The organism is Serratia fonticola, from assembly GCF_001006005.1.
GTDB lineage: Bacteria > Pseudomonadota > Gammaproteobacteria > Enterobacterales > Enterobacteriaceae > Chania > Chania fonticola.
The window spans coordinates 1,094,237-1,117,236 of sequence record NZ_CP011254.1; the positions used below are offsets into that span (position 1 = coordinate 1,094,237).

The window sequence follows — 23,000 nt, forward strand, 5'->3', positions numbered from 1 at the left end:
TTTAATCCTTCATAATTAAAATTTGACTCTTTTGGATTGACTCCAACTTTAAAATCCATTGATTTACAATCTGTTGATTATTTTGTGTAAGATTTCTATAATCCAACGGAACTATATCAGCCTTTTCCAGATGGCCTAAAAGTTGCCCTTCATTCATCCTTAAGAACTTAGGTTTCTGAAACATTTCGTTCATTTTTTGAACAGATCCTGGGTTGTCTAACGTCCACAAAAAGTCAATTTTTTTACCTTGCATTGGCCCACTTGCAAAAATAAAATCAGCATCAGGGATTGTTTTACCATTCGCATCAACAGTGCTGGGAATACGCTCTAATACTCCTCCGTAAGCCTTTTCTAACCCAATCGCAGCTTCCGCCTCATGAAAAATATTTTTCCCCTTTGCTGTATCAAAAGCCAGCCTGTCCAGATCTGATTGACCTATCGGGCCATTACCCATATGAACAGTATTTACCCCCGTTACCGGATCTTTATAAATTTGTCCCGGCGCTCTAGGCATTCCTGTCAGACCAGTAGGATCTATCCAGTTTGCTGGATTCCCGTAAACATATTGGTAGGCATTCAACCCACCCGCCAGCTTAATCGGGTCCGCCGTCAGATATCGCCCAACTCCCGGATCATAATACCGGTTCAGGTTGTAATAAAGCCCGCTCTCCTTATCCGCATACTGCCCCTGGAACCGCAGTGGCTGATTAATCGCAGACGCATCCTCTGCCTGCCATTCCTCCCTTATCTGCCCAAAAGCACTGAAACGGCCTTTCCAGACCGAATTGCCATGCCAGTCGGTCAGTTCGTGAGGGGTACCCAGATGGTCGTTCTGATACCAGTAAATGGCTGGGGGCTTGTCCTTTGGATCCCGTGAAGGTTCTCCTACCACCAGCGCCATTGGGCGATAGCTGCCCGGCTCATACAGATAGCTCTGCCAATAGCCCTTACCATCGGTTTCTGCCACCAGTTGATTGCCACGCCAGACAAACTCCAGCAGCTTGCCGTTAACGGTTTTGCTCAGACGACGGTTAAAGGCATCGTAGCTATAGGTGCTCACGCTGCCGTCTGGGGTTTCATGACGGATCAATCGATGGCGGCAATCATATTCATAGCGGGTTACCAACCGCTGTGCTTTACCCCGCCGCTCCGCAGTCAGGTTACCAAAACGGTCATACTCAAAATGGCGATCGGCATAAAACGCCAGCCGGTTGCCCGGTACGCTATGCTGTTGGAGATCGCTGACAGGGTTGCCACGGTGGTCCCAACGGAAGCTCTCGTTCGGGTTAGCATGGTGCTGTTCCTTTGCAGCGGCAGCGGGTTGAAACTGTGGCAAACGATGAACAGGTTGCCGTGCTGGGGGAATAATCGACTGCGGGTTCAGGTAGCTGACCGAGGTTAACGCCCCGGTAGCATTGTAGTGATACTGCCGCGCATCATTACCCTCAATGCTGGCCAGTTCGCCATCCGCCTGATAGGCATACTGCTGTTGCCAGTGGAGCCGATCCTCTTCCGGTGTTGTGCCCGGCTCACGCAGGCTGTGCTGGCTCAATCGACCCAGAGGGTCATACTGGAAGCTGTTGACCAGCCGATTGCCCTGGCGCAGTTGTTGCAGACGCTGATGATGATCGTAGCCGTACGCCGTCAGCGGTTGACCTTCCAGGCTGGAGGCTTGCAGTTTGCCGTGCTGATAGTGGAACTCCTGCCACTGCCCGTTGGGCTGTTTGATACCGGTCAGGCGTCCCGTGTCTTCATCATAACGGTAACGCATTGTGGCCCAGGACTGGTGTTCGGCCTCCAAACGCCCAGTGGCGTCATATTGCCAGGCTAGCGGGTTTTCACCGTCCAGCACTTCGCTCAGACGGCCTGCCTCGTCGTAACGGTATTCTTCCTCTTTGCCATCGGGCAGGATTTTACGCGTCAGGCGGCCTATCGGGTCGCGTTGGTATTGCGTGATGAAGGGCGGGCTTTGGTGGTCGTTGCCGTATTCGCGCTTTTCGCTTAGGTGACCACAGGCGTCATAGTGATAGGTGGTTTTTACGTTGTCGAAGCCGATCTCTTCACTCAGCAGGCCACTGCCGGTGTAACCGAGCCGGTACTTTTCGCCCAGTTGGTTCTCAATCTCGCTGACTTGCAGATGTACGTTATCGTAGCGATAACGCAGGCTACCGCCGTCCGGCAGACGTTTCTCTGTCAGCAGATGCAGGGGGGCTGCATAGTGATATTGCGTGACGCGCCCGGCCTCATCGGTGAGTTGCGTCACTTTGCCATAGGCATTGTACTGATATTGCCGGGTGCTACCATCCGGATGGGTGATTTTTATCAGCCGGTCTAGTTCATCCCACTGGTAGCGGGTGATCTGGTCGTTCTCTTTCACTTCACTGGGCTGAGTCTGTAGCCCCTGATAGCGTAACTGGCGGCTGCCCTGTGGCGAGGTATCACTGAGCAGACGGCCCAACGTATCCCATTGCAGGTGCTGTTCGCTGCCATCAGGAAAGCGGATCTGGCTGACTTGCCCACGAGGCGTGTAGCTGTAATGGGTGGTGGTGCCCGCAGGGCCAGTTTCGCTCTTTAATGCCCCATCAGGGTAATAGGTATAACGCCAGATCTGCGCCTCGTCACCGACACCCTGCGTCCGGCTAAAGAGCTGGTCAAACAGCCAGTCATAGCTGGTGACTTGACCATCCGGCGTAATAACACACTGTAACGAGCCGTCATTACCGTACACCGAGTCAGTGTGATAGCCCAGCGCATCGGTGACCCGAATGCAGGCACCGTCATCGTTGTACTCATAGTGGGTTTCAGCGCCGTCGGCGTTTTTCTCCAGCAACAGTAGCGCCTGTGCCGAGTGTCGGTAACGTTGCTGGCTGCCATCCTGATGGGTCAGCGTGACGCTGTGGCTGGCCTCGTCCCAATGGTAACGCGTATCCAATTGACCAAAGTTGCCGTACTGACGCAGGCAGCGAACGTCTTTACCTTCCCCCTGCCACTCCCAATGAAATTCAGCCCCGCCAGCCAGTGTACGACAGAGGATCACATGATCGTCGCGGTAGCGGTAATGCTCGGTGTCGCCAGCGGCGTTGGTGGCACTAATCAGCTGCTGGTGTTCGTTGTAACAGTAGTGTGCCACCACCACGCCGGGTTGCCAGTGAGTCTCTGCGCTGGTACTGCCAGGATTGCGTGCCTGCAACAGCACTTGGCTGATCCCTTTCGGGTACGCGGGGTCGTCATAGCTGAAACAAAGCCGGGCATCGTCGTGCCCGATCGCAGCCAGACGGCCTTCGCTGTCGTAACTAACGTCAACGGAGTTGTCGTGGCGATCGCGAATGCAGCGCAACCAAGCCATGTCGCCGTCGCGTAGGAAATGGTAGGTGCCCTGTCCCCCGGCAAACTGGACGCAGTATTCGTTGCCGAACTCATCCATTTTCAAGCTAATCACCCCGCCGCCTGCGCGGTTGGTGACTACCGTTTCCTTCTGCGTGGGCAGCAGGAAACGGGTGGCGCGGCTTTCATCGTCGAAGAACCAAACGATCTCTTCCTGGCTCTGGCCATCACGATAAAAGAATAGATAAGGGCTGGCGCTATGGGTCCAGCCCGGCCCCATCCCAGCACGTTGTTCTACGGCGCTGGTACGATAGAGCCGCCGCCAGGCAAAGGGGAGAACGCCGGGCAGAGTGAAATCCGTCAGGGTCAGCAATTCCTCACCGGAGAACAACGACACCGGATCGCCATGGAACTCTGCCACTTCGGCGGGTTGAGAGGGCTTGCCATTGGGGGTCACCGCGCTCGCATTGTGGTTGGGTGCGGAGCTAACAATATCGACTTTGTTAACCGGCACTGGCCCACCCCCCACCGAAATATTATTTTCGATATGGCCCAGTTCTTTCTGACTCACCGAAACCTGCGCCTCGGGATTGATTGGAACGTCCGCCCGAGATTTTGCCAGCACGGAGTGCCCTTCAGGTGCGTTGGCCATACCGATGATCTCTTTCACATCGGAAATTATGCCTTTGCCTGTTGGCACCTCATGGGCATTTTTAGCAGGATGAGTGATTTTAGGTGTCTTTGCCATCGGTAACGTTCCTTATCCCTGTACGGCTACGCTGAGAGTATCCAATCCATCCAATACCAGCTTACCCACGCCTCCAGGTAGCACCAGATACAGCACAATCATTGTCACCAGGCTGCCAAACGCATCGGCGACAAAATCAACGATTTGTTGTGGAGTGAGGAGCTGAAAATAGCTTTTAAGCACAGCTGCCAGGATGAAAACGAGGATTTCATCGCTGAGCAGCATCAGGCCTTTCTCCAATGCCTGACCGCCCTCTTTTACCAGGGCTTTGAGCTCCTTAACGCCATCTTCTTTGATAAACTTGGCCAGTTTGGCGGCATATTTATCTACGTTGTTGATCCACTTCCAGATCTCTTGGACCGTGTCATACAACAGCTTGATCTGCGACAGCATCCCTTTGAGAAAGGCATTGGCTGCCTGTGTCAGATCGAGACCCGTCGCGATATAAACCTCCCAAGCAGCTCTTTGCTGCCCGTTCCATTTTTCACTCAGCCAGGTTGCGTATCTATCAATCACCTCTTGATAAGAGTCATGCAACGCTTCCACGTCTTCCTGGCTAATATCGGTATTAATCAGCATGCGGTAGTGATAGCCCGCCTCGCAGGGAGGTAGCTCCACCTTGGCCATACCCTGGTCATCAAACTTACCCTCTATGCCAACCTGTATATCTTTTGGTTTGGCCCAATTGCTAGGAAGAACCATAGGCCGAGCTGCCATGTGATGCTTGATGACCGGGCGTTTAACCACGATAAAGCTCGAATTGGAGATGGGAACGTAACGGGTGGAGCGAAAACCGTGGGTGACGGTAATGCTCTTGGGTTGAATGCTGCAACTCATAGCGATATCTACCGCTTTGTCCTCCAGAGGAGCGGACTCACGCTCCATATCACCAAGCATGAATTGCTGTTTCATGTTCAGCAGCGAGCCATACCACCAGTCTGCATTGGCCTTCTTGTAGTTTGCCATCACCAGCCTAAACTCCGACAGGATATTCTTAACATCCTCATCTTTATCGGCTAAGGACTGCTTCGGTGGTCGGAGCCGCGGTAGCCCCTTCAATCTGCGCATCTGATCTTCATGAATGCGAAGCTCTTCCTGAAGGTTACTCATGATATTGGCTCTCCATGATAATTAAGCGTGTGCGAGGGTACGCAGGATCTCGGCCAAGATCTGGGGATCGTGACGTCGCTGCGGGGTAAGCAGGCGGCGTATTTTTTTCTCCAGTATCGCCCCAGGCCAGCGGGCAACCATATCGGCGTAGTCCCGCCGCAGGATCTGGCAGATATTAAGCACCAGAGGCAATACGTCCTTATCCAGCTGTGCATCCACTACACCTTGAGGGACTCGCCACCAAGGGAAAGCCTGTAACGGCGCATCAGGTATTACCGGGCAGGTGAAAGCTCGGCCATTAACCCAATAAGCGGAAAAGACCGGCAGGATCTCGCCCCAGTGGTCGCCGTAATAATCAAAGTAGGTGAGGAGAAACCGGCCATCCCAATAACGGAAAAACACCTCTTTACCCGAAGGCAGGCTCACCTGGGTCAGGCCGCGCAGATGGTCAGAAATGGTGGACTGCGGCAGCGGCGAACGCGCCAGCCAGCCCCAGTTGCGCAGCGGCGTCTCTGCCACCCAGCGCAGGAACGGGCTGCCGTCATCAAGCGCTACCAGCACCGGCATGACTTCAAACCAGTTAGCGTATTGCGTGTTGGCATATAGCCCGAAAGGCGTGCGGCTGCCGTCTTCGCGGTAATAGGCTTTGATGCCTTCAGCACCGTTGGTATTGGCCAGAACGGCGTATAACGGCGTGCCAGCCGTGTTCCTCAGCCAGCCCGTTAAGGTCTGTTGCAAGTCTGTTCTTCCTTGACGACGCAAATAATGAGTGTGGCATAGCAATGCCGCATCTTTCCCGAGTAAAACACGACCAATCTGGCGCTTTTAGCGGGAATAGCATTAGCATGACTGGAGTATTTACCGCGAGCGTAGAGTAATGAGGATAAGAGTTGATATCAATGTTTCCAGACACTTAATAGCAAAAATGTCGTTGTAAACATTACAATTTTTTATAGTAAAACTTTAATCATAAACCTGATTAATGGTTTAGATCGGGCAATCAAGGAAAGATTGGGGAGAGGCACTAAGATGTTGAAGTACCTACGCCCCCCAGCAGGGGGCATAGGTTATTAGCTGTTACGATTACTCGCCTTTCACACGTTCGATATTGGCACCCAGCGCACGCAGTTTGTCTTCAATGCGCTCGTAGCCCCGGTCGATGTGATAAATACGATCCACCACCGTTACGCCTTCAGCAATACAACCCGCCAATACCAGACTAGCAGAGGCACGTAGATCGGTCGCCATCACCTGTGCACCAGAAAGCTGCTCTACGCCGTGGCAAATCACGGTGTTGCTCTCGATTTCTGCGTGTGCGCCCATACGGATCAGCTCAGGCACGTGCATAAAGCGGTTTTCGAAGATCGTCTCGGTGATCACGCCGGTCCCTTCCGCTACCAGGTTCAACAGGCTGAACTGCGCCTGCATATCGGTTGGGAAACCAGGGTGTGGAGCCGTACGCAGGGTTACCGCTTTCGGGCGTTTGCCATGCATGTCCAGGCTGATCCAGTCTTCACCGACTTCGATATCGGCCCCTGCTTCACGCAGTTTGGCCAACACCGCATCCAGCGTATCTGGACGGGTATTACGGCACAGCACCTTGCCACCGGAAACGGCAGCGGCAACCAGGAAGGTACCGGTTTCGATACGGTCTGGCAGCACACGGTAAACCCCGCCACCCAGGCGCTCAACGCCTTCGATGGTGATCCTGTCCGTGCCCGCGCCGCTGATTTTGGCACCCAGCGTGTTGAGGAAGTTGGCGGTATCGACGATTTCCGGCTCACGTGCCGCGTTCTCGATGATGGTGGTGCCAGTTGCCAGAGTTGCAGCACTCATGATGGTGACGGTCGCGCCTACGCTGACCTTATCCATCACGATATGTGCGCCCTTCAGACGTCCTTCCACAGAGGCCTTGACGTAGCCCTCTTCCAGTTTGATTTCCGCACCCAGCTGCTCCAGGCCAGTAATGTGCAGGTCAACCGGACGTGCGCCAATGGCACAACCACCTGGCAGTGAGACCTGGCCGCGGCCAAAGCGCGCTACCAGTGGCCCCAATGCCCAAATGGAGGCACGCATGGTTTTCACCAGATCGTAGGGAGCACAAAACTCGTTCACGCCGCTGGCATCAACATAGACCGAGCCATTACGCTCGATCTTGGTACCCAACTGGCTGAGCAGTTTGATGGTGGTGTCAATGTCCTTCAGCTTCGGGACGTTTTGCAGTTCGACAGGCTCTTCCGCCAGCAAGGCGGCAAACAGGATCGGCAGGGCGGCGTTTTTCGCCCCGGAAATGGTCACTTCACCGCTAAGACGGGTCCGGCCATGCACACGAAATTTATCCATTTAACTACTCTCTGTTATCTGTTCTGAGCTGCCTGCCCGCCGGGCAAACAGCCTTAAAATCCGTTGAGTTTGCGATCCCGCTGCCACTCTTCTGGGGTATATGCCTTGATCGACAAAGCATGAATGCGGTTGTCCGCGATGTATTCCATCAGCGGCGCATAGACGGCTTGCTGTTTCTTGACTCGGCTCATGGTGGAGAACAGTTCACCCACGGCGATCACCTGAAAATGGCTGCCATCGCCGGTCACATGCGCTTCTTCCAGTGCCAACGCCTTCATCAGCACGTCTTTAATTTCGCTATTTTCCATAGTATCCAATTCTGCATCGAAGGATCATAGTCACCCGGGGCGACTTCTTGGCGTCTATCTTAGTGGAATCCGCCGCTTTCTTAAACCAAAGAAAAAGCCCCTGAGCAACAGGGGCCTTTAACTGATTTTTCCCGGTCGAACAGCCATAAATGTGGCTAACTAGCGGTTTCGACAGGCATTATTGCTGACAAATTGTAGAGCGTGATCAGCGTTTGCAACCGATCGGTGATGCCGGAAATTTTTATCTCGATTCCCTGCGGGCTCCGTTGCTCACGTAAATGCAGCAGCAGGGCCAGACCGGAAGAGTCCACGCGCTGCAGTTGAGCCACATCAATCACGGTTTTATCTGCCAACAGCGTCTCACGTTGCTGCCACAGCGGCAATAACGTCTCACGATCCAGCTCGCCGCTCAGCACCAGCGTTTGCTGTTGTGATTCCCAGCTCAGCGCTGCGGCCATCAGTTTTTCTGATCCAGGGTGATCGGCTGTTTGGCGGCCGCTTGCAGCTGCTGGGTCAAACCGTCAACGCCTTTGAGGCGCAGAGTCGATGCCCACTCATTCTGCTTGGTGGTGATCATGCTGACGCCTTCGGCAATCATGTCATATGCCTGCCAGTAACCGGTTTTGCTGTTCTTACGCCATTGGAAATCCAGACGCACCGGTGGGCGACCCCCTTTATCGATGATGGTCACGCGGATCGCGATGATATCGGCATTGCCTAGCGGCTGTTCAGGTTCGATCTGATAGGTCTGGCCCTGGTACATGGCTAACGCCTGACCATACGCCTGCTCCAGATAAGCCTGGAAGGCGGCGAAGTAAGCTTCACGCTGGGCTGGCGTAGCGTCTTTGTAGTAACGGCCCAGCACCAACGCACCAGCATATTTCACCTGCACGAACGGCATCAGCTCTTCATGCACGATGGTGCGTAGGTAGTTGGGATCCTGCTTGATCTTTGGCTGCTCGCTTTTCAGGCGGGTGAAGGTTTTCTGCGCAGCGTCTTGCATCAGGCTGTATGGGTTAGTCTGATCGACCGCATTAGCTAGCGGTGCAACCACCAGCAGGGCAACCATTAAAAAACGTTTAAACATGCAGGTTTCCTCGATTAGTGAGTTGTAGCGGAATGCGCAGCGGCATCCGGTGCCGGAGCTGCAGCGGTGCCATCCGGTGAATTCGGGCTATCCTGACCACCGCTCTTGTAGAGGAACTGGCCGATCAAGTCTTCCAGCACCATGGCTGATTTGGTGTCCTGAATGGTCCCACCATCCTTAAGGATAGTCGTGCCCATCTCGGGATCTTCAAAACCGACGTTCAGCGCCAGATACTGTTCACCCAGCAGGCCAGAGGTGCGGATCGCCAGCGAGCTGGTGTCCGGGATCTGGTTGTATTGTTGCTGGATATCCAGCGCCACGCGTGGTGTGTAGGTCTTCGGGTCGAGCGAGATAGCCGCAACCCGGCCAATCATCACCCCACCAATCTTCACTGGTGAACGCGCTTTCAAACCACCGATATTATCGAAGGTGGCGTAGATACGGTAAGTCGGTTCATTACCGATCGATTTAATATTGGCCACCTGGAGGCAGAGGAAGATGATGGCGCACAGCGCAATCAGCATAAATGCCCCAACCCAGATTTCACTCTTCTTCGTTTGCATCAAATCAATTCCCAAACATCAGTGCAGTCAGCACGAAATCCAATCCCAACACCGCCAGTGACGAATGTACCACGGTCCTTGTCGTTGCCTGACTAATCCCTTCAGAGGTCGGTACGGCATCATAACCATTGAAGATCGCAATCCAGCTAACGGTAATGGCAAACACCACGCTCTTGATCAGGCAGTTAAGTAAATCCTGACGCCATTCAACGGCCCCTTGCATCGCCGACCAGAAGAAACCGCTGTCGATCCCTTTCCAGTCCACGCCGACAATCGCACCGCCCCAGATACCGATGGCCACGAAAATAATCGTCAGCAGCGGCATGCTGATAAGACCGGCCCAGAAACGTGGAGCAACAATACGCCGCAGCGGATCGATCGCCATCATTTCCAGGCTGGAGATCTGCTCGGTGGCCTTCATCAGACCAATTTCGGCCGTCAGAGCTGAACCGGCGCGGCCAGCGAACAGCAGAGCGGTCACTACCGGCCCCAGCTCACGCAGCAATGACAACGCCACCATCATGCCCAGGCTCGCCTCGGCACTGTAGGTGGTGAGGACGATATAACCTTGCAGCCCCAACACCATGCCGATAAACAAGCCGGAAACCATGATGATCAGCAGCGACTGCACGCCCACGCTGTGTAGCTGTTTGAGCAGCAGCGGCCATTGTTTACGCGGCTCCGGGCGCCCGATCAGCGCGTGGAACAGCATCAGCCCGGCGCGTCCAAAGGCTGCGCTGGTATTGATGCCACGGCGTCCTAACGACGCTAACGCCTTTAAAAACATGAGGTTATTTACTCCCTTCCCCTAAAAGCTCTGTCTGATAATCACCGGCCGGGTAACGGAATGGTACCGGCCCATCGGCAATACCATCCAGAAACTGACGCACTCGTGCATCAGGATTGTTCTGTAATTGCGCTGCCGAGCCTTCGGCAATCACATGGTGATCCGCCACAATATAGGCGTAATCCGCGATACTCAAGACTTCTGGCACATCATGGGATACCACGATGCAGGTGATCCCGAGCGCGTTATTCAGCTCATCGATCAGCTTGACCAGCACGCCCATGGTGATCGGATCCTGGCCAACGAAGGGTTCGTCGAACATGATCAGTGTCGGATCCAACGCGATAGCACGCGCCAAGGCAGCTCGCCGCGCCATACCGCCAGAAAGTTCGTTCGGCATCAGATCTGCCGCGCCACGTAGCCCTACGGCTTCCAGCTTCATCAGCACCGTGCTGCGCAGGATCGGCTCCGGCAGGCGGCTGTGCTCACGCAGCGGGTAAGCTACGTTCTCAAATACCGTCAGATCGGTAAACAGCGCTCCCGACTGAAACAGCATGCTCATCTTCTTGCGTGACTCATACAACTGATGGCGCGACAGCGCCGGGATGTTGTCCCCATCAAACCAGATCTCGCCGCTGTCCGGGGTCAACTGGCCACCAATCAGGCGTAACAGCGTGGTTTTACCAATGCCGGACGGCCCCATGATGGCCGTCACTTTGCCACGGGGAACCGTCAGGTTGATGTCTTCGAATATCAGCCGATCGCCGCGAGAGAAGCTCATGCCGCGCACTTCGACCAGATTATCTGCCTTCTGGTGCATGTTTATTGATCCTGTACAGGCTATTTTTTTGCCAAATCATCCGTGATGGTAAAGCAATAGGGGCGATACGTCCCATTTTTACCGAAGCTTACTGCCAATTCGCTACCAATGATGCCATAGGTTTTACTTTTAGGCTCCAGACGGTCAAAATTAGGAAATAACGCAAAAAAATAAAGTCTGACTGATGACAAACTGAGAATGTTTCTGGGGGTGCAGCATGCGGCGCCCCTACAAAGCCAGTTCATCAGGATGAGTCGCAGTCTTATGGTTCGATCTTTAACCGGGAAAATTCGTTGTTGTGTGCAACGTAAGCAAGCTGGCCGATGATAGCCTTTAACCAACGAACCGGGATAATACCCCAATATAGGACCCTGAATGTTTCTCGCGATAGTGCTGTTGATCGTTGGTTTATTTTTACTGGTGTATGGGGCGGATAGATTAGTTTATGGTGCGGCGGTGATTAGCCGTTCGCTGGGGGTTCCCCCGTTGATTATCGGCATGACGATAGTCGGTATAGGCACTTCGTTGCCAGAATTGATCGTGTCGGTCACCGCCGCCCTCAATGGGCAGACCAACCTGGCGGTGGGTAACGTGATTGGCTCCAACATCACCAATATTTTACTGATCCTGGGGGTGGCGGCCCTGATCCATCCACTGTCGGTTCGCTCCGAAGTGTTGCGGCGTGAACTGCCGCTGATGCTGGGGGTTATCCTGCTGTGCGGCTACGTGCTGATGGATAACACCCTGAGCCGGTTCGATGGCGTGCTGCTGCTGTTGGCCGCCACCGGTTTTATTCTGCTGATGCTGAAAATCGCCAGGCTGGCGCAACGTGAAGGCAACGATAGCCTGACGGTGGAACAACTCGCCGAACTGCCGCAGGACAGCAGCAACACGGTAGCCATTCTCTGGCTAGTGCTGGCCTTCATTATTCTGCCGCTGTCATCAAGGATGATTATCGATAACGCTTCAGTGATTGCCCACTACTTTGGCCTGAGTGAACTGGTGGTTGGCCTGACGATTATCGCCATCGGCACCAGCCTGCCCGAATTGGCCACCTCGATCGCCGGAGCACTAAAAGGCGAAGATGATATGGCGGTAGGGAATATCATCGGCTCGACGATTTTTAACACGGTGATCGTACTGGGCGTCCCTGCCCTGCTATCACCGGGCAGTATCGATCCCGCCGCCTTCCAGCGCGATTACTGGGTCATGCTGGCGGCCGGTATCCTGCTTGCCGCGCTGTGTATTGGCCGCAAACATCGTATCGGTCATCTGGCGGGAGCTCTGTTATTATGTGGCTTTATTGCGTATCTTGCAGTGCTGTTCTTTAACCCTTTCAGTACGTTCGGCTAACCGTTGAGAATGAGTATGTCATCTATCCAGTTGCAACCGGGCTTTGACTTTCAGCAGGCCGGCAAAGAAGTGCTTCAGATTGAGCGTGATGGCCTGGCCCAGCTCGATCGGTACATCAATGCAGATTTTACCCGGGCATGTGAAGCTATCGCCGGATGCTGCGGTAAAGTCGTGGTCATGGGCATGGGTAAATCCGGCCATATCGGCTGCAAAATTGCCGCCACGCTGGCCAGTACCGGAACCCCGGCGTTCTTCGTGCATCCTGCTGAAGCCAGCCACGGCGATCTGGGCATGGTATCGGCGCAGGACATCGTGCTGGCGATCTCCAACTCCGGTGAGTCGAACGAAATTCTGGCGCTGATCCCGGTATTGAAACGCCAGCAGATCCCACTGATTTGCATGACCAACAACCCGGAAAGCTCGATGGGCAAGGCGGCAGATGTGCATCTGTGCATCAAGGTACCGCAGGAGGCTTGCCCGCTGGGTCTGGCTCCTACCACCAGCACCACCGCCACCTTGGTCATGGGCGATGCGTTAGCCGTAGCGCTGCTGAAGGCCCGTGGCTTTACCCCGGAAGATTTCGCCCTGTCTCACCCTGGTGGAGCATTGGGCCGCCGTCTGCTGCTGCGCGTTAGTGATATCATGCACAGCGGCGATGAAATTCCGCACGTCAGCCCCGAAGCCTCGCTGCGCGACGCGCTACTGGAGATCACCCGTAAAAACCTGGGTATGACGGTGATCTGCGACGATCTGATGAAAATCGCCGGTATTTTTACCGACGGTGACTTACGCCGGGTGTTCGATATGGGCATCGATCTGAATAATGCCAACATCACCGACGTCATGACGCTGGGCGGTATCCGGGTGCGCCCGAACCTGCTGGCGGTCGATGCGCTCAATCTGATGCAGCAACGCCATATCACCGCCGTGCTGGTTGCCGATGGCGACCAATTGCTGGGTGTGGTACATATGCATGACATGCTGCGCGCTGGCGTCGTTTAATGAAAGGAACCCACTGCATGAGTCTGGTTGAAACCTGTTACGGGCCGGTAGCTGAAGAAGTCATGGCCCGCGCCGGGAAAATCCGCCTGTTGATTTGTGATGTCGACGGCGTGCTGTCAGACGGCCTGATCTACATGGGTAATAACGGTGAAGAGCTGAAAGCCTTCAACGTCCGTGACGGCTATGGCATCCGCTGTCTGAAAACCTCGGGTATCGAGGTGGCCATCATCACCGGGCGTTCGGCCAAACTGCTGGAAGACCGGGCAAAAACGTTGGATATCACCCATCTGTATCAAGGGCAGTCCGATAAGCTTTTGGCCTTCCGTGAACTGTTGGATAAACTGTCCCTGATGCCAGATGAAATCGCCTACATCGGCGACGATCTGATCGACTGGCCGGTCATGGCCGAAGTCGGTCTGGCCGTCGCGGTGGCCGATGCGCATCCATTATTGTTACCTCGTGCCCATTATGTCACCCGTATCAACGGTGGCCGTGGTGCGGTGCGCGAGCTGTGCGACCTGATCCTGCTGGCGCAAAACAAGCTGGAGGACGCCAAAGGGCTGTCAATATGAGTAAAACCAAACTTTGGATCACCATCTTGCTGACCGTGATCGTGCTGGCGCTGATTGGCTGGAACATGGCCGATTTCAGCGATGACGGCAACTCGGTACCGGTCAACAACCAAGACCCGACCTATCAGAGCCAGCATACCGTGACCGTGGTGTACAATCCGGCCGGGCAGCTAAGCTACAAGCTGGTGGCAGAAGAGGTTAAATATTACACCGCCGATGAGTTAAGCTGGTTCACCCAGCCGGTGATGACGCTGTTTGATGAGCATGCCGTGGCCACCTGGTCAATACGCGCCGATCGCGCCAAGCTGACCAAAAACCGCATGCTGTATCTGTACGGCCACGTGGAGGTGAACAGTTTGACAACCACCTCACAGCTGGAAAAAATTAAAACCGACAATGCCCAGATTAATCTGGTCACCCAGGATGTTTCTTCCGATGATGAAGTAACCCTGTTCGGCACAAATTTCACCTCTAACGGCATGAAAATGCGTGGCAATCTGCGGAACAAAACCGCTGAGCTGATTGATAAGGTCAAGACCAACTATGAAATTCAGAACCAAAAGCCAACTCCGTAATCTGTTGATCGTCAGCCTCGTTTTGACCGCCAGCTCCCCCGCATTGGCGTTGAAATCCGACTCTGACCAACCGGTAAGTATCGACTCGCTGAAACAGTCGCTGGATATGCAGAGCAACGTCAGCACCTTTACCGACAACGTGGTGATCAAGCAGGGCACCATCGAGATCAAGGCCGACAAGGTCGTGGTCACACGCCCGGGTGGCGATCAGAACAAAACCTATATTGAAGCGTTCGGCAATCCGGTAACCTTCTACCAGATGCAGGACAACGGCAAGCCGGTGAAAGGCCATGCGCAGAAAGTTCGTTACGACGTCGCGACACAGCTGATCACCCTCACCGGCAACGCCTACCTGGAACAGCTCGATAGCAACGTGAAGGGCGACCGTATTACCTATCTGGTGCCACAGCAGCAGATGCAGGCGTTCAGCGATAAAGGCAAACGCGTGACCACGGTTCTGGTGCCATCACAGTTGCAAGACAAAAACGGTCAAAAGAAGAGTAACTAATTACTTATGGCAACACTCATCGCAGAAAACCTGGCGAAAGCCTACAAAGGCCGCAAAGTCGTTGAAGACGTGAGCCTGAAAGTGAAATCTGGCGAGATCGTCGGCCTACTGGGGCCAAACGGTGCCGGTAAGACCACCACTTTCTACATGGTGGTTGGCATCGTTCAGCGCGACGCCGGGCGCATCGTGATCGATGACGAAGACATCAGCATCCTGCCGCTGCACGCCCGCGCACGCCGCGGTATCGGCTACCTGCCGCAGGAAGCGTCGATTTTCCGCCGCCTGAGTGTTTACGACAACCTGATGGCGGTGCTGGAGATCCGTAACGATCTCACCAGTGAGCAGCGCAACGATCGGGCCATCGAGCTGCTGGAAGAGTTTCATATCTCCCACCTGCGGGACAACCTGGGCCAATCGCTTTCCGGTGGTGAACGCCGCCGCGTGGAGATTGCCCGTGCGTTGGCCGCCAACCCGAAATTTATCCTGCTGGATGAGCCTTTCGCCGGGGTTGACCCGATTTCCGTTATCGATATCAAGAAAATTATCGAGCACCTGCGCGACAGCGGCCTTGGCGTGCTGATCACCGATCATAACGTGCGTGAGACGCTGGACGTGTGCGAACGTGCCTATATCGTCAGCCAGGGCAAGCTGATTGCCCACGGCACGCCGGACGCCATCCTGGCCGATGAACAGGTGAAACGCGTTTATCTGGGCGAAGAGTTCCGCCTGTAGGTTCCAGCGGCAGGCCAACAGGCCGCCGTTAACGGAAGTAGCAGAAGATTATGAAGCAAGGTTTGCAACTCAGGCTCAGCCAGCAACTGGCCATGACCCCCCAACTTCAGCAGGCTATCCGCCTGTTGCAGCTGTCAACGCTTGAGCTCCAGCAGGAGATCCAACTGGCACTAGAGAGCAACCCGCTGCTTGAACAGACCGAAGACCAGCACGAAGAGATCGACTCCAAAGAAAGCGTCGAGACCGAAGGGCTAGACACCCGCGAAGCGCTGGAACAGAAGGACATGCCCGAAGAGCTGCCTCTGGATGCTACCTGGGATGAGATCTATACCGCGGGTACCCCTTCCGGCACCGGTACCGACTATGGCGATGATGAACTGCCGGTCTACCAGGGCGAAACCACGCAAACGCTGCAGGACTACCTGATGTGGCAAGTGGATCTGACGCCGTTCTCTGACACCGATGCCGCCATCGCCACTTCGATCGTCGATGCCGTCGATGACACCGGCTATCTCACCGTACCGCTGGAAGACATTCTGGAGAGTATGGGTGACGATAATGTGACGATGGACGAGGTCGAAGCGGTATTGAAGCGCGTACAGCGTTTTGATCCGGTCGGCGTCGCGGCGCGCGATCTGCGTGATTGCCTGTTGATCCAGCTTTCCCAGTACGCCAAAGACACGCCCTATCTGGCGGAAGCCCGCCTGATCGTCAGCGAGCATCTGGATTTGCTGGCCAACCACGACTTTCGCAGCCTGATGCGAACAACTCGCTTAAAAGAAGATACACTGAAAGAAGCGATGGTGTTGATCCACTCGCTCGATCCGCGCCCTGGTCAGTCGATCAATACCGGTGAATCCGAGTATGTGATCCCGGACGTGCTGGTGCGCAAGGTGCAGGATAAGTGGGTGGTAGAGCTTAATGCAGACAGCATCCCACGGCTGAAAATCAATCAGCAATATGCGGCACTGGGCAACACGGTGCGCAACGATGCCGACGGCCAGTATATCCGCAGCAATTTGCAGGAAGCGAAGTGGCTGATCAAAAGCCTGGAAAGCCGGAACGACACGCTGCTCAAGGTGACCCGCTGTATTGTCGAACAGCAGGAGGCGTTCTTTGAACAGGGTGCAGAATTTATGAAGCCCATGGTGCTGGCGGATATCGCCCAGGCCGTGGAAATGCATGAATCGACAATCTCACGCGTGACGACGCAGAAGTTCCTGCACAGCCCGCGTGGTATTTTCGAATTGAAGTATTTCTTCTCCAGCCATGTGAATACCGACAGCGGTGGCGAAGCCTCCTCTACGGCGATCCGGGCGTTAGTGAAGAAATTGATCGCGGCGGAAAACCCTGCCAAACCGCTTAGCGACAGCAAGCTGACCACGATGCTTTCCGATCAGGGGATCATGGTGGCGCGGCGCACCGTTGCCAAGTACCGAGAGTCTTTGTCCATCCCGCCGTCCAACCAGCGTAAACAGTTGGTTTGACCTCTATAGAGAAGGAAGACATTATGCAGCTCAACATTACCGGACACCACGTCGAAATCACCGAACCAATGCGTGAGTTCGTCAACACCAAGTTTGCCAAACTCGAGCAGTATTTTGACCGCATTAACCAGGTATATGTCGTACTCAGTGTGGAAAAAGTGCAGCAGATTGCGGAAGCAACGGTGCATGTGAATGGGGGCGAGTTGCACGCCACCTCGGAAAAAGAAGATATGTATGCCGCAATTGACTGTCTGATCGACAAACTGGCGCGTCAATTGAACAAACATAAAGACAAACTAAAGCAACACTGACATTCTGGGCCGTTATGCAATGCGTAATAGCCCACATCGTAGTCGCATTGGCTACACGGCAACCCTCGGCGCAGCACCTGTATAGGTATGCGCCGATAAGCCATCAGGGTTAAACAGGCGAAAAACCGTTTCATGAAGGTTATCAGCGCAAGCCTACTTTCCAATGGTAAAGCAGGCTTGCAATAAAGCGACAGGACGCGGTTTTAAGTGAAGATGAGATGAACAACGAAATAATGCAATTAAGCTCGGTGTTAAACATCGAGTGCACCAGAAGCTCGGTACACTGCACCAGCAAGAAACGGGCTTTGGAAATTATCAGCGAGCTGGCGGCCAAGCAGCTTAACCTACCTTCGCAGGTGGTGTTTGACGCAGTACTCACCCGGGAACGTATGGGCAGTACCGGTATCGGCAACGGTATCGCGATCCCACACGGCAAACTGGAAGAGGACACTTTGCGGGCCGTTGGCGTGTTTATCCGCCTTGAGCAACCTATCGCCTTTGATGCCATTGATAATCAACCGGTCGATCTGCTGTTCGCCTTGCTGGTACCGGCCGATCAATGTAAAACTCACTTGCATACGCTGTCGCTGGTTGCCAAACGGCTGGCCGACAAAACCGTGTGCCGCCGCCTGCGCGCAGCGCTGAGCGACGAAGAGCTGTATCAGATCATCACCGAGTAACCAGCGGCTGGCGTGACTTTCCGCCATGAAAACGCTACTGTTTTACTTACGATATATCCGGGCCGTGGCCCGGATAATAGATCCTAACGGTGGCGATGAGCGCCATTGAGATGCCAGGGGAGTTACCACATGGTGCTGATGATTGTCAGCGGCCGTTCCGGTTCGGGGAAATCCGTCGCCTTGCGGGCGTTGGAAGACATGGGTTTTTACTGCGTTGATAACCTGCCCGTGGTGTTGTTGCCACAGCTGGCCCAGACGCTGGCCGAACGTAATAGCTCCGCTGCGGTAAGCATCGACGTCCGTAACATGCCGGAATCGCCGGAAGTGTTTGAATATGCAATGACCCAGCTGCCGGAGAGCTTCACGCCGCAGCTGCTGTTCCTTGATGCCGATCGCAACACCCTGATCCGCCGCTACAGCGACACCCGTCGCCTGCATCCTCTCTCTGCCAAGAACCTGTCGCTGGAAAGCGCGATCGATGAAGAAAGCGATCTGCTTGAGCCACTGCGTTCCCGTGCCGATCTGATTATCGATACCTCGGAAATGTCGGTGCACGAGTTGGCGGAAATGCTGCGTACCCGTCTGTTGGGCAAACGCGAACGCGAGCTGACGATGGTGTTCGAATCCTTCGGCTTCAAGCACGGCATTCCTATCGATGCCGATTACGTGTTCGACGTCCGTTTCCTGCCCAACCCGCACTGGGACCCTAAACTGCGCCCGATGACCGGCCTGGATAAGCCCGTGGCCTCGTTCCTCGATCGCCACACCGAAGTGCACAACTTCATCTACCAGACCCGTAGCTATCTGGAACAGTGGCTGCCGATGCTGGAGACCAACAACCGCAGCTATCTGACCGTCGCCATTGGCTGTACCGGCGGTAAGCACCGTTCGGTGTACGTGGCTGAACAGTTGGCGGATTATTTCCGTTCACGCGGCAAAAATGTGCAATCACGTCACCGCACACTGGAAAAGCGTAAACAACAATGACGGTCAAGCAGACGGTTGAGATCAAGAACAAGCTGGGCATGCACGCCCGGCCGGCAATGAAGCTGTTTGAGCTGGTGCAGAGTTTTGACGCCGAAGTGCTGCTGCGTAATGACAGCGGCACCGAAGCGGAAGCCAGCAGCGTGATTGCGCTGCTGATGCTGGATTCCGCCCAGGGCCGCCAGATCGAAATTGAAGCTACCGGGCCGCAGGAAGTACAGGCACTGGCAGCGGTGATTGAGCTGTTTGAATCAGGCTTCGACGAAGACTAATCACCGTATACCCGTCGCCTTTCAAGCTGTAGCGTTGTTACCTGCACTCACTTACCCCAGTCACTTACAATAGTAAGCTCCTGGGGATAAGTGAGCTTGGCGCCTAGCTACAACTTGAAATTCATAGGGTATAGGCGGTGATTAATTAATATCGAACCATCACCGATTTCAACTCGGTATAATGCTCGATAAACGCGCTGCCGAACTCTCTACCCATCCCCGACGATTTGACCCCACCGAACGGCAACGCCGGATCGAGGAAGGTGTGCATGTTGATCCACAAGGTACCTACTTCAATCCGCGGGATCATGCGCATCGCCTTGCTGAGATCGTTAGTCCACAGGCTAGCGGCCAGGCCATAAGGCGAATCGTTGATCATGGCGATCATCTGCTCTTCATCCTCATAGGCCAGGAAAGTGCCTACCGGGCCAAAGGTCTCCTCACGCATTAACGCATCATGCGGCCCGTTAGCGCGGATCGCCGTCGGCGCAACAAAGAAGCCAGGACCTGCCAACGCCTGACCGCCGCAGACGATGTGGCTGCCATCAGCCCGTGCCTTGTCAAACAGCGCCAGTACCTTGCGGTAATGTGCCTCGTTGGCCAGCGGCCCCACTTCCGTGCTCTCATCCAGCGGTGAGCCCACCTTCATGGCCGCCAAGCGCTGCGTCAGCTTTGCCAGTACCTCATCGATATGGCTGGCAGGCAGGTAGAAACGCTCTGCTGCGGCACAGATCTGGCCCTGATTCAGGTAGCCCGCCTCGATAATCCCGTCGACCATCTTGTCGACCGAGACGTCCGCCAGAAACGCGGCGGCATTCTTACCCCCCAGTTCCAGCGTGGTACGCACAATCCCTTGTTCCATCGCCGCTTTCCCCACCGCGATCCCGGTAGGCACCGAGCCGGTGAAGGTCACTTTGGCGCAACGCGGATGGGCGATAAGCATAGGGCCAAGACGTGCGCCTGAACCATTGATCACGTTGAGGGCACCTGCCGGGATGCCCGCTTCCGTTGCCAGTTCGGCCACCCGCAGCATGGTTAGTGGCGTGTATTCACTTGGCTTGAGCACCACCGTACAGCCGCAAGTGAGCGCCGCAGCCAGCTTCCAGATGGCGATCATGATCGAGAAGTTCCAAGGAATGATGCCGACCACGACACCCAACGGCTCGCGCCGGGTAAATGCGCTGTATTGCTCGCCCTGGAAGGAAGGCAACGAAACGTTCAGCGTTTCCCCGCTGATTTTGCTCGACCAACCGGCAAAGTAGCGCAGGAACTGCGAGGCCATATCGATTTCCAACCCGCGAGACAGCTGAATGGTTTTGCCGGAACACAGGCTTTCCAGCTGCGCCAGTTCCTCACGATGGGTTTGCAACAGATCGGCCAGGCGCGTCAGGCAGTTACCACGCTCCAATGGCGAAACCTGTGCCCAACTACCGTGGAAAGCGTCAAAGGCCGCCTGCATTGCCGCATCGACTTCAGCCTGGCCGCCTTCATTCACCTGCGCGATAGCCAGCCCGGTTGCCGGGTTAACCACCGCAAACCGTTCTACTCCTGCCCCGGCTACGGGTTGCCCATGAATGTAATGGCCCTGCTGGCGGTCCAGAAAGGTCGTGACCTGTGGCAACAATGTAATATCCGTCATCGTATCGCCCTCCTTGCGGGTTAACCTTCAACAATCGCCAGATAGTGCTTCACAAAACGATCCGAGGTGATTTCCCAGCGTACCGGGGTGCCCTTCTCAACAAACCAGGAATCCCCGGCCTGATACTTTACCGACTCGCCGGTGTTCTCATTGGTCAGCGTTGCCGTGCCTTCCCACACCGTGGCATGTTCCGCAAACGGGTATTCCATCACGAAGGTGCCACGGGTGCAGCTGAAGACACCGCAGTTCAGGTTGTCCGTTGGCGCGCCAAAAATCATCGCCACGCCGACGTTGGGTTCACCGGCAACCACCGTGGCCCCCAGGTTGCTGACGCTGCCAATCTGTTGCAGTTCTGGTAGCGCTTGCTTAAGCAGTAATGGTTTCATGGTTTTTCCTTTTAGATTAGTGGTCAGAATTAACGACGCCCCTTCCAGTAGCCGGAAGTCTGGTGCCAAACCTTGCCCGCGGTGGTCATCACACGGCGCAGCTTGTCTTTGCCAAAAATATCCACGTGCGGGATCGAGCTCATCAGGTCATAACGATCGGATCCCTCACTCATTCCTTCCGCCAACACCTTGCAAACGATATGGCTCGGCGTCACCCCAAAGCCGGAATAGCCCTGCACGTAAAACACGTTATCGTGCTGCGGCAGAGTGCCAATCTGCGGGAACAGGTTGGCGCTGCAACACAGCGGCCCGCCCCAGGCCAGGTCGATCTTCACGTCCTTCAGATACGGGAACACTTTCAGCATCAGGTTGCGGTTCCAGGCCTTCAGGTCTGAAGGGATATATTCGACCAGCCGGGTGGCGCTACCGAACAACAGGCGGTTCTCGTTGGTGACGCGGTAATAGTCGATCACCGGCCGGATATCGCTGTAAGCCCCGCGGATCGGGCTGATCTGGCGGATCAGCTCGTCAGACAGCGGTTCTGTCGCCAACTGGAAGGCGTAGGTATTGATGGTCTTTTTGTAGATAAAGGGATCCATGCCGTTGAGGAAGCCGTTGCATGCCCACAGCATCTTGTTGGCGCGTACCGATCCCATGGCGGTACGCACGGTAATGCGCGGGCCGTATTCCACATTCAGCACGTTGCTGTTTTCGAAGATTTTCACCCCGTAACCACTCAGCGCCTGCGCCTCCCCCAACAGCAGGTTGAGCGAATGAACGTGGCCACCTCCCATGTGTTTCAACGCACAGGTATAAGCATCAGACCCCACCACCTGTTTCACTTCGGAGCCGGTATAGAGCTCGATCTCTTCATCCGGTGAGACCGCTTTGAATTCTTTCAGCCAGGAACGCAGGGTCTTTTCCTGCCTGGCGTTGCTGCCGAGGTAGCCATAGCCAAAGCAGAAATCGGCGTCGATGGCGTACTTTTTAATCCGCTCGCGGATAATCCCGGCACCAAGGTTGCTGATCTTGAAGATGGTTTCTAACCCTGCCGGGCCAACGTGGCGTTTGATCTTCTCCAGATCGTGGCCGATCCCGGCCATCACCTGGCCACCGTTGCGGCCCGTCCCGCCGTAGCCCAGATGACGGCCCTCCAGAATAGCGATATTGGTGATGCCTTTTTCCGCCAGTTCCAGCGCCGTGTTAATGCCGGAGAAGCCACCGCCGATGATCACCACGTCAACATCCAGATCCTCTTCCAGCGTGGGGAAGCGCAGATCGTATTTCTTGGTCGCCGCGTAGTAGGTTAACGATTCGATTTGATTATTCATTGCTGCACTCCCTTTACCCATTGCCTTAGCCTGGATTATCAGCAGAGCGTGGGTGGGCGGCTATGTCCCTTTAGGGAT

The 23,000-nt window shown here is 55.0% G+C and carries 24 protein-coding genes; 11 read left to right on the plus strand and 13 right to left on the minus strand.

The window, feature by feature from the left end:
• Nucleotide 1 precedes the first annotated feature (1 nt).
• The 10 genes from WN53_RS04740 to mlaF all read right to left on the minus strand — a co-directional run bounded on the left by WN53_RS04740 (nucleotide 2) and on the right by mlaF (nucleotide 11,090).
• Nucleotides 2–4,072, minus strand: a complete 4,071-nt coding sequence (locus tag WN53_RS04740; RefSeq protein ID WP_024483704.1) for an RHS repeat-associated core domain-containing protein — start codon at nucleotides 4,070–4,072, stop codon at nucleotides 2–4.
• Nucleotides 4,073–4,084: 12 nt separating this feature from the next.
• Nucleotides 4,085–5,182, minus strand: coding sequence for a hypothetical protein (locus WN53_RS04745; protein WP_024483705.1), 1,098 nt, complete (start codon nucleotides 5,180–5,182; stop codon nucleotides 4,085–4,087).
• A gap of 21 nt (nucleotides 5,183–5,203) precedes the next feature.
• The gene (locus tag WN53_RS04750) at nucleotides 5,204–5,920 is read right to left on the minus strand and encodes a DUF4123 domain-containing protein (RefSeq protein WP_024483706.1); all 717 of its coding nucleotides are present in this window, start codon (nucleotides 5,918–5,920) and stop codon (nucleotides 5,204–5,206) included.
• A gap of 345 nt (nucleotides 5,921–6,265) precedes the next feature.
• The gene (gene murA / locus WN53_RS04755) at nucleotides 6,266–7,525 is read right to left on the minus strand and encodes a UDP-N-acetylglucosamine 1-carboxyvinyltransferase (RefSeq protein ID WP_021180688.1); all 1,260 of its coding nucleotides are present in this window, start codon (nucleotides 7,523–7,525) and stop codon (nucleotides 6,266–6,268) included.
• Between the two features lie 53 nt (nucleotides 7,526–7,578).
• Nucleotides 7,579–7,833 (minus strand): BolA family iron metabolism protein IbaG, encoded by a 255-nt coding sequence (gene ibaG / locus WN53_RS04760; protein WP_024483707.1) that lies wholly within the window; start codon nucleotides 7,831–7,833, stop codon nucleotides 7,579–7,581.
• 155 nt (nucleotides 7,834–7,988) lie between these two features.
• The gene (gene mlaB / locus WN53_RS04765; protein ID WP_024483708.1) at nucleotides 7,989–8,291 is read right to left on the minus strand and encodes a lipid asymmetry maintenance protein MlaB; all 303 of its coding nucleotides are present in this window, start codon (nucleotides 8,289–8,291) and stop codon (nucleotides 7,989–7,991) included.
• Complete coding sequence (gene mlaC, locus WN53_RS04770) at nucleotides 8,291–8,920, minus strand: phospholipid-binding protein MlaC (RefSeq protein ID WP_046808023.1); 630 nt, start codon at nucleotides 8,918–8,920, stop codon at nucleotides 8,291–8,293. The genes mlaB and mlaC overlap by 1 nt, the downstream gene beginning before the upstream one ends.
• Nucleotides 8,921–8,934: 14 nt before the next feature.
• Nucleotides 8,935–9,483, minus strand: coding sequence for an outer membrane lipid asymmetry maintenance protein MlaD (gene mlaD / locus WN53_RS04775; RefSeq protein ID WP_024483710.1), 549 nt, complete (start codon nucleotides 9,481–9,483; stop codon nucleotides 8,935–8,937).
• Between the two features lie 4 nt (nucleotides 9,484–9,487).
• Nucleotides 9,488–10,270, minus strand: a complete 783-nt coding sequence (gene mlaE / locus WN53_RS04780; protein WP_021180693.1) for a lipid asymmetry maintenance ABC transporter permease subunit MlaE — start codon at nucleotides 10,268–10,270, stop codon at nucleotides 9,488–9,490.
• 4 nt (nucleotides 10,271–10,274) lie between these two features.
• Nucleotides 10,275–11,090 (minus strand): phospholipid ABC transporter ATP-binding protein MlaF, encoded by an 816-nt coding sequence (mlaF, locus tag WN53_RS04785; protein WP_024483711.1) that lies wholly within the window; start codon nucleotides 11,088–11,090, stop codon nucleotides 10,275–10,277.
• 375 nt (nucleotides 11,091–11,465) lie between these two features.
• On the opposite strand from mlaF, the gene WN53_RS04790 reads away from it, so the two are divergent.
• The 11 genes from WN53_RS04790 to npr all read left to right on the plus strand — a co-directional run bounded on the left by WN53_RS04790 (nucleotide 11,466) and on the right by npr (nucleotide 19,566).
• The gene (locus WN53_RS04790; RefSeq protein WP_021806956.1) at nucleotides 11,466–12,443 is read left to right on the plus strand and encodes a calcium/sodium antiporter; all 978 of its coding nucleotides are present in this window, start codon (nucleotides 11,466–11,468) and stop codon (nucleotides 12,441–12,443) included.
• A gap of 15 nt (nucleotides 12,444–12,458) precedes the next feature.
• Nucleotides 12,459–13,445, plus strand: a complete 987-nt coding sequence (kdsD, locus tag WN53_RS04795; RefSeq protein WP_024483712.1) for an arabinose-5-phosphate isomerase KdsD — start codon at nucleotides 12,459–12,461, stop codon at nucleotides 13,443–13,445.
• Between the two features lie 17 nt (nucleotides 13,446–13,462).
• A complete protein-coding gene (kdsC, locus tag WN53_RS04800) occupies nucleotides 13,463–14,017 on the plus strand; it encodes a 3-deoxy-manno-octulosonate-8-phosphatase KdsC (protein WP_024483713.1) in 555 nt (184 codons plus the stop codon).
• Nucleotides 14,014–14,592 (plus strand): LPS export ABC transporter periplasmic protein LptC, encoded by a 579-nt coding sequence (gene lptC / locus WN53_RS04805; protein WP_024483714.1) that lies wholly within the window; start codon nucleotides 14,014–14,016, stop codon nucleotides 14,590–14,592. Before kdsC ends, lptC begins: the two co-directional genes overlap by 4 nt.
• Nucleotides 14,561–15,100: a lipopolysaccharide ABC transporter substrate-binding protein LptA gene (gene lptA / locus WN53_RS04810; protein WP_024483715.1), complete on the plus strand. Its 540-nt coding sequence runs from the start codon at nucleotides 14,561–14,563 to the stop codon at nucleotides 15,098–15,100. The genes lptC and lptA overlap by 32 nt, the downstream gene beginning before the upstream one ends.
• 6 nt (nucleotides 15,101–15,106) lie before the next feature.
• Entirely contained in the window at nucleotides 15,107–15,832 is a 726-nt protein-coding gene (gene lptB, locus WN53_RS04815) for an LPS export ABC transporter ATP-binding protein (RefSeq protein WP_021806959.1), read from the plus strand.
• Between the two features lie 50 nt (nucleotides 15,833–15,882).
• Entirely contained in the window at nucleotides 15,883–17,319 is a 1,437-nt protein-coding gene (gene rpoN, locus WN53_RS04820) for an RNA polymerase factor sigma-54 (RefSeq protein ID WP_024483718.1), read from the plus strand.
• Nucleotides 17,320–17,342: 23 nt separating this feature from the next.
• Nucleotides 17,343–17,630 (plus strand): ribosome hibernation promoting factor, encoded by a 288-nt coding sequence (gene hpf, locus WN53_RS04825; RefSeq protein WP_024483719.1) that lies wholly within the window; start codon nucleotides 17,343–17,345, stop codon nucleotides 17,628–17,630.
• Nucleotides 17,631–17,848: 218 nt separating this feature from the next.
• Nucleotides 17,849–18,310, plus strand: a complete 462-nt coding sequence (gene ptsN / locus WN53_RS04830) for a PTS IIA-like nitrogen regulatory protein PtsN (RefSeq protein ID WP_024483720.1) — start codon at nucleotides 17,849–17,851, stop codon at nucleotides 18,308–18,310.
• 129 nt (nucleotides 18,311–18,439) lie between these two features.
• On the plus strand, nucleotides 18,440–19,297 hold the full coding sequence (gene rapZ / locus WN53_RS04835) for an RNase adapter RapZ (RefSeq protein ID WP_021180704.1): 858 nt from the start codon (nucleotides 18,440–18,442) through the stop codon (nucleotides 19,295–19,297).
• Nucleotides 19,294–19,566, plus strand: a complete 273-nt coding sequence (gene npr, locus WN53_RS04840; protein ID WP_024483721.1) for a PTS phosphocarrier protein NPr — start codon at nucleotides 19,294–19,296, stop codon at nucleotides 19,564–19,566. The genes rapZ and npr overlap by 4 nt, the downstream gene beginning before the upstream one ends.
• Nucleotides 19,567–19,711: 145 nt before the next feature.
• On the opposite strand, the gene WN53_RS04845 is transcribed toward npr, so the two are convergent.
• The 3 genes from WN53_RS04845 to WN53_RS04855 are packed head-to-tail and all read right to left on the minus strand — an operon-like array spanning nucleotide 19,712 to nucleotide 22,922.
• On the minus strand, nucleotides 19,712–21,205 hold the full coding sequence (locus WN53_RS04845; RefSeq protein WP_024483722.1) for an aldehyde dehydrogenase family protein: 1,494 nt from the start codon (nucleotides 21,203–21,205) through the stop codon (nucleotides 19,712–19,714).
• Between the two features lie 20 nt (nucleotides 21,206–21,225).
• On the minus strand, nucleotides 21,226–21,591 hold the full coding sequence (locus WN53_RS04850; protein ID WP_021806963.1) for a cupin domain-containing protein: 366 nt from the start codon (nucleotides 21,589–21,591) through the stop codon (nucleotides 21,226–21,228).
• 29 nt (nucleotides 21,592–21,620) lie between these two features.
• Nucleotides 21,621–22,922, minus strand: a complete 1,302-nt coding sequence (locus tag WN53_RS04855; protein WP_021806964.1) for an NAD(P)/FAD-dependent oxidoreductase — start codon at nucleotides 22,920–22,922, stop codon at nucleotides 21,621–21,623.
• Nucleotides 22,923–23,000 lie beyond the last annotated feature (78 nt).

Bases quoted from the DNA above. Each gene is read 5' to 3' on its own strand.
- WN53_RS04740 (WP_024483704.1), bottom strand. From the start codon at position 4,072: ATGGCAAAGACACCTAAAATCACTCATCCTGCTAAAAATGCCCATGAG.
- WN53_RS04745 (WP_024483705.1), bottom strand. From the start codon at position 5,182: ATGAGTAACCTTCAGGAAGAGCTTCGCATTCATGAAGATCAGATGCGC.
- murA (WP_021180688.1), bottom strand. From the start codon at position 7,525: ATGGATAAATTTCGTGTGCATGGCCGGACCCGTCTTAGCGGTGAAGTG.
- ibaG (WP_024483707.1), bottom strand. From the start codon at position 7,833: ATGGAAAATAGCGAAATTAAAGACGTGCTGATGAAGGCGTTGGCACTG.
- mlaB (WP_024483708.1), bottom strand. From the start codon at position 8,291: ATGGCCGCAGCGCTGAGCTGGGAATCACAACAGCAAACGCTGGTGCTG.
- mlaC (WP_046808023.1), bottom strand. From the start codon at position 8,920: ATGTTTAAACGTTTTTTAATGGTTGCCCTGCTGGTGGTTGCACCGCTA.
- mlaD (WP_024483710.1), bottom strand. From the start codon at position 9,483: ATGCAAACGAAGAAGAGTGAAATCTGGGTTGGGGCATTTATGCTGATT.
- mlaE (WP_021180693.1), bottom strand. From the start codon at position 10,270: ATGTTTTTAAAGGCGTTAGCGTCGTTAGGACGCCGTGGCATCAATACC.
- mlaF (WP_024483711.1), bottom strand. From the start codon at position 11,090: ATGCACCAGAAGGCAGATAATCTGGTCGAAGTGCGCGGCATGAGCTTC.
- WN53_RS04790 (WP_021806956.1), top strand. From the start codon at position 11,466: ATGTTTCTCGCGATAGTGCTGTTGATCGTTGGTTTATTTTTACTGGTG.
- kdsD (WP_024483712.1), top strand. From the start codon at position 12,459: ATGTCATCTATCCAGTTGCAACCGGGCTTTGACTTTCAGCAGGCCGGC.
- kdsC (WP_024483713.1), top strand. From the start codon at position 13,463: ATGAGTCTGGTTGAAACCTGTTACGGGCCGGTAGCTGAAGAAGTCATG.
- lptC (WP_024483714.1), top strand. From the start codon at position 14,014: ATGAGTAAAACCAAACTTTGGATCACCATCTTGCTGACCGTGATCGTG.
- lptA (WP_024483715.1), top strand. From the start codon at position 14,561: ATGAAATTCAGAACCAAAAGCCAACTCCGTAATCTGTTGATCGTCAGC.
- lptB (WP_021806959.1), top strand. From the start codon at position 15,107: ATGGCAACACTCATCGCAGAAAACCTGGCGAAAGCCTACAAAGGCCGC.
- rpoN (WP_024483718.1), top strand. From the start codon at position 15,883: ATGAAGCAAGGTTTGCAACTCAGGCTCAGCCAGCAACTGGCCATGACC.
- hpf (WP_024483719.1), top strand. From the start codon at position 17,343: ATGCAGCTCAACATTACCGGACACCACGTCGAAATCACCGAACCAATG.
- ptsN (WP_024483720.1), top strand. From the start codon at position 17,849: ATGAACAACGAAATAATGCAATTAAGCTCGGTGTTAAACATCGAGTGC.
- rapZ (WP_021180704.1), top strand. From the start codon at position 18,440: ATGGTGCTGATGATTGTCAGCGGCCGTTCCGGTTCGGGGAAATCCGTC.
- npr (WP_024483721.1), top strand. From the start codon at position 19,294: ATGACGGTCAAGCAGACGGTTGAGATCAAGAACAAGCTGGGCATGCAC.
- WN53_RS04845 (WP_024483722.1), bottom strand. From the start codon at position 21,205: ATGACGGATATTACATTGTTGCCACAGGTCACGACCTTTCTGGACCGC.
- WN53_RS04850 (WP_021806963.1), bottom strand. From the start codon at position 21,591: ATGAAACCATTACTGCTTAAGCAAGCGCTACCAGAACTGCAACAGATT.
- WN53_RS04855 (WP_021806964.1), bottom strand. From the start codon at position 22,922: ATGAATAATCAAATCGAATCGTTAACCTACTACGCGGCGACCAAGAAA.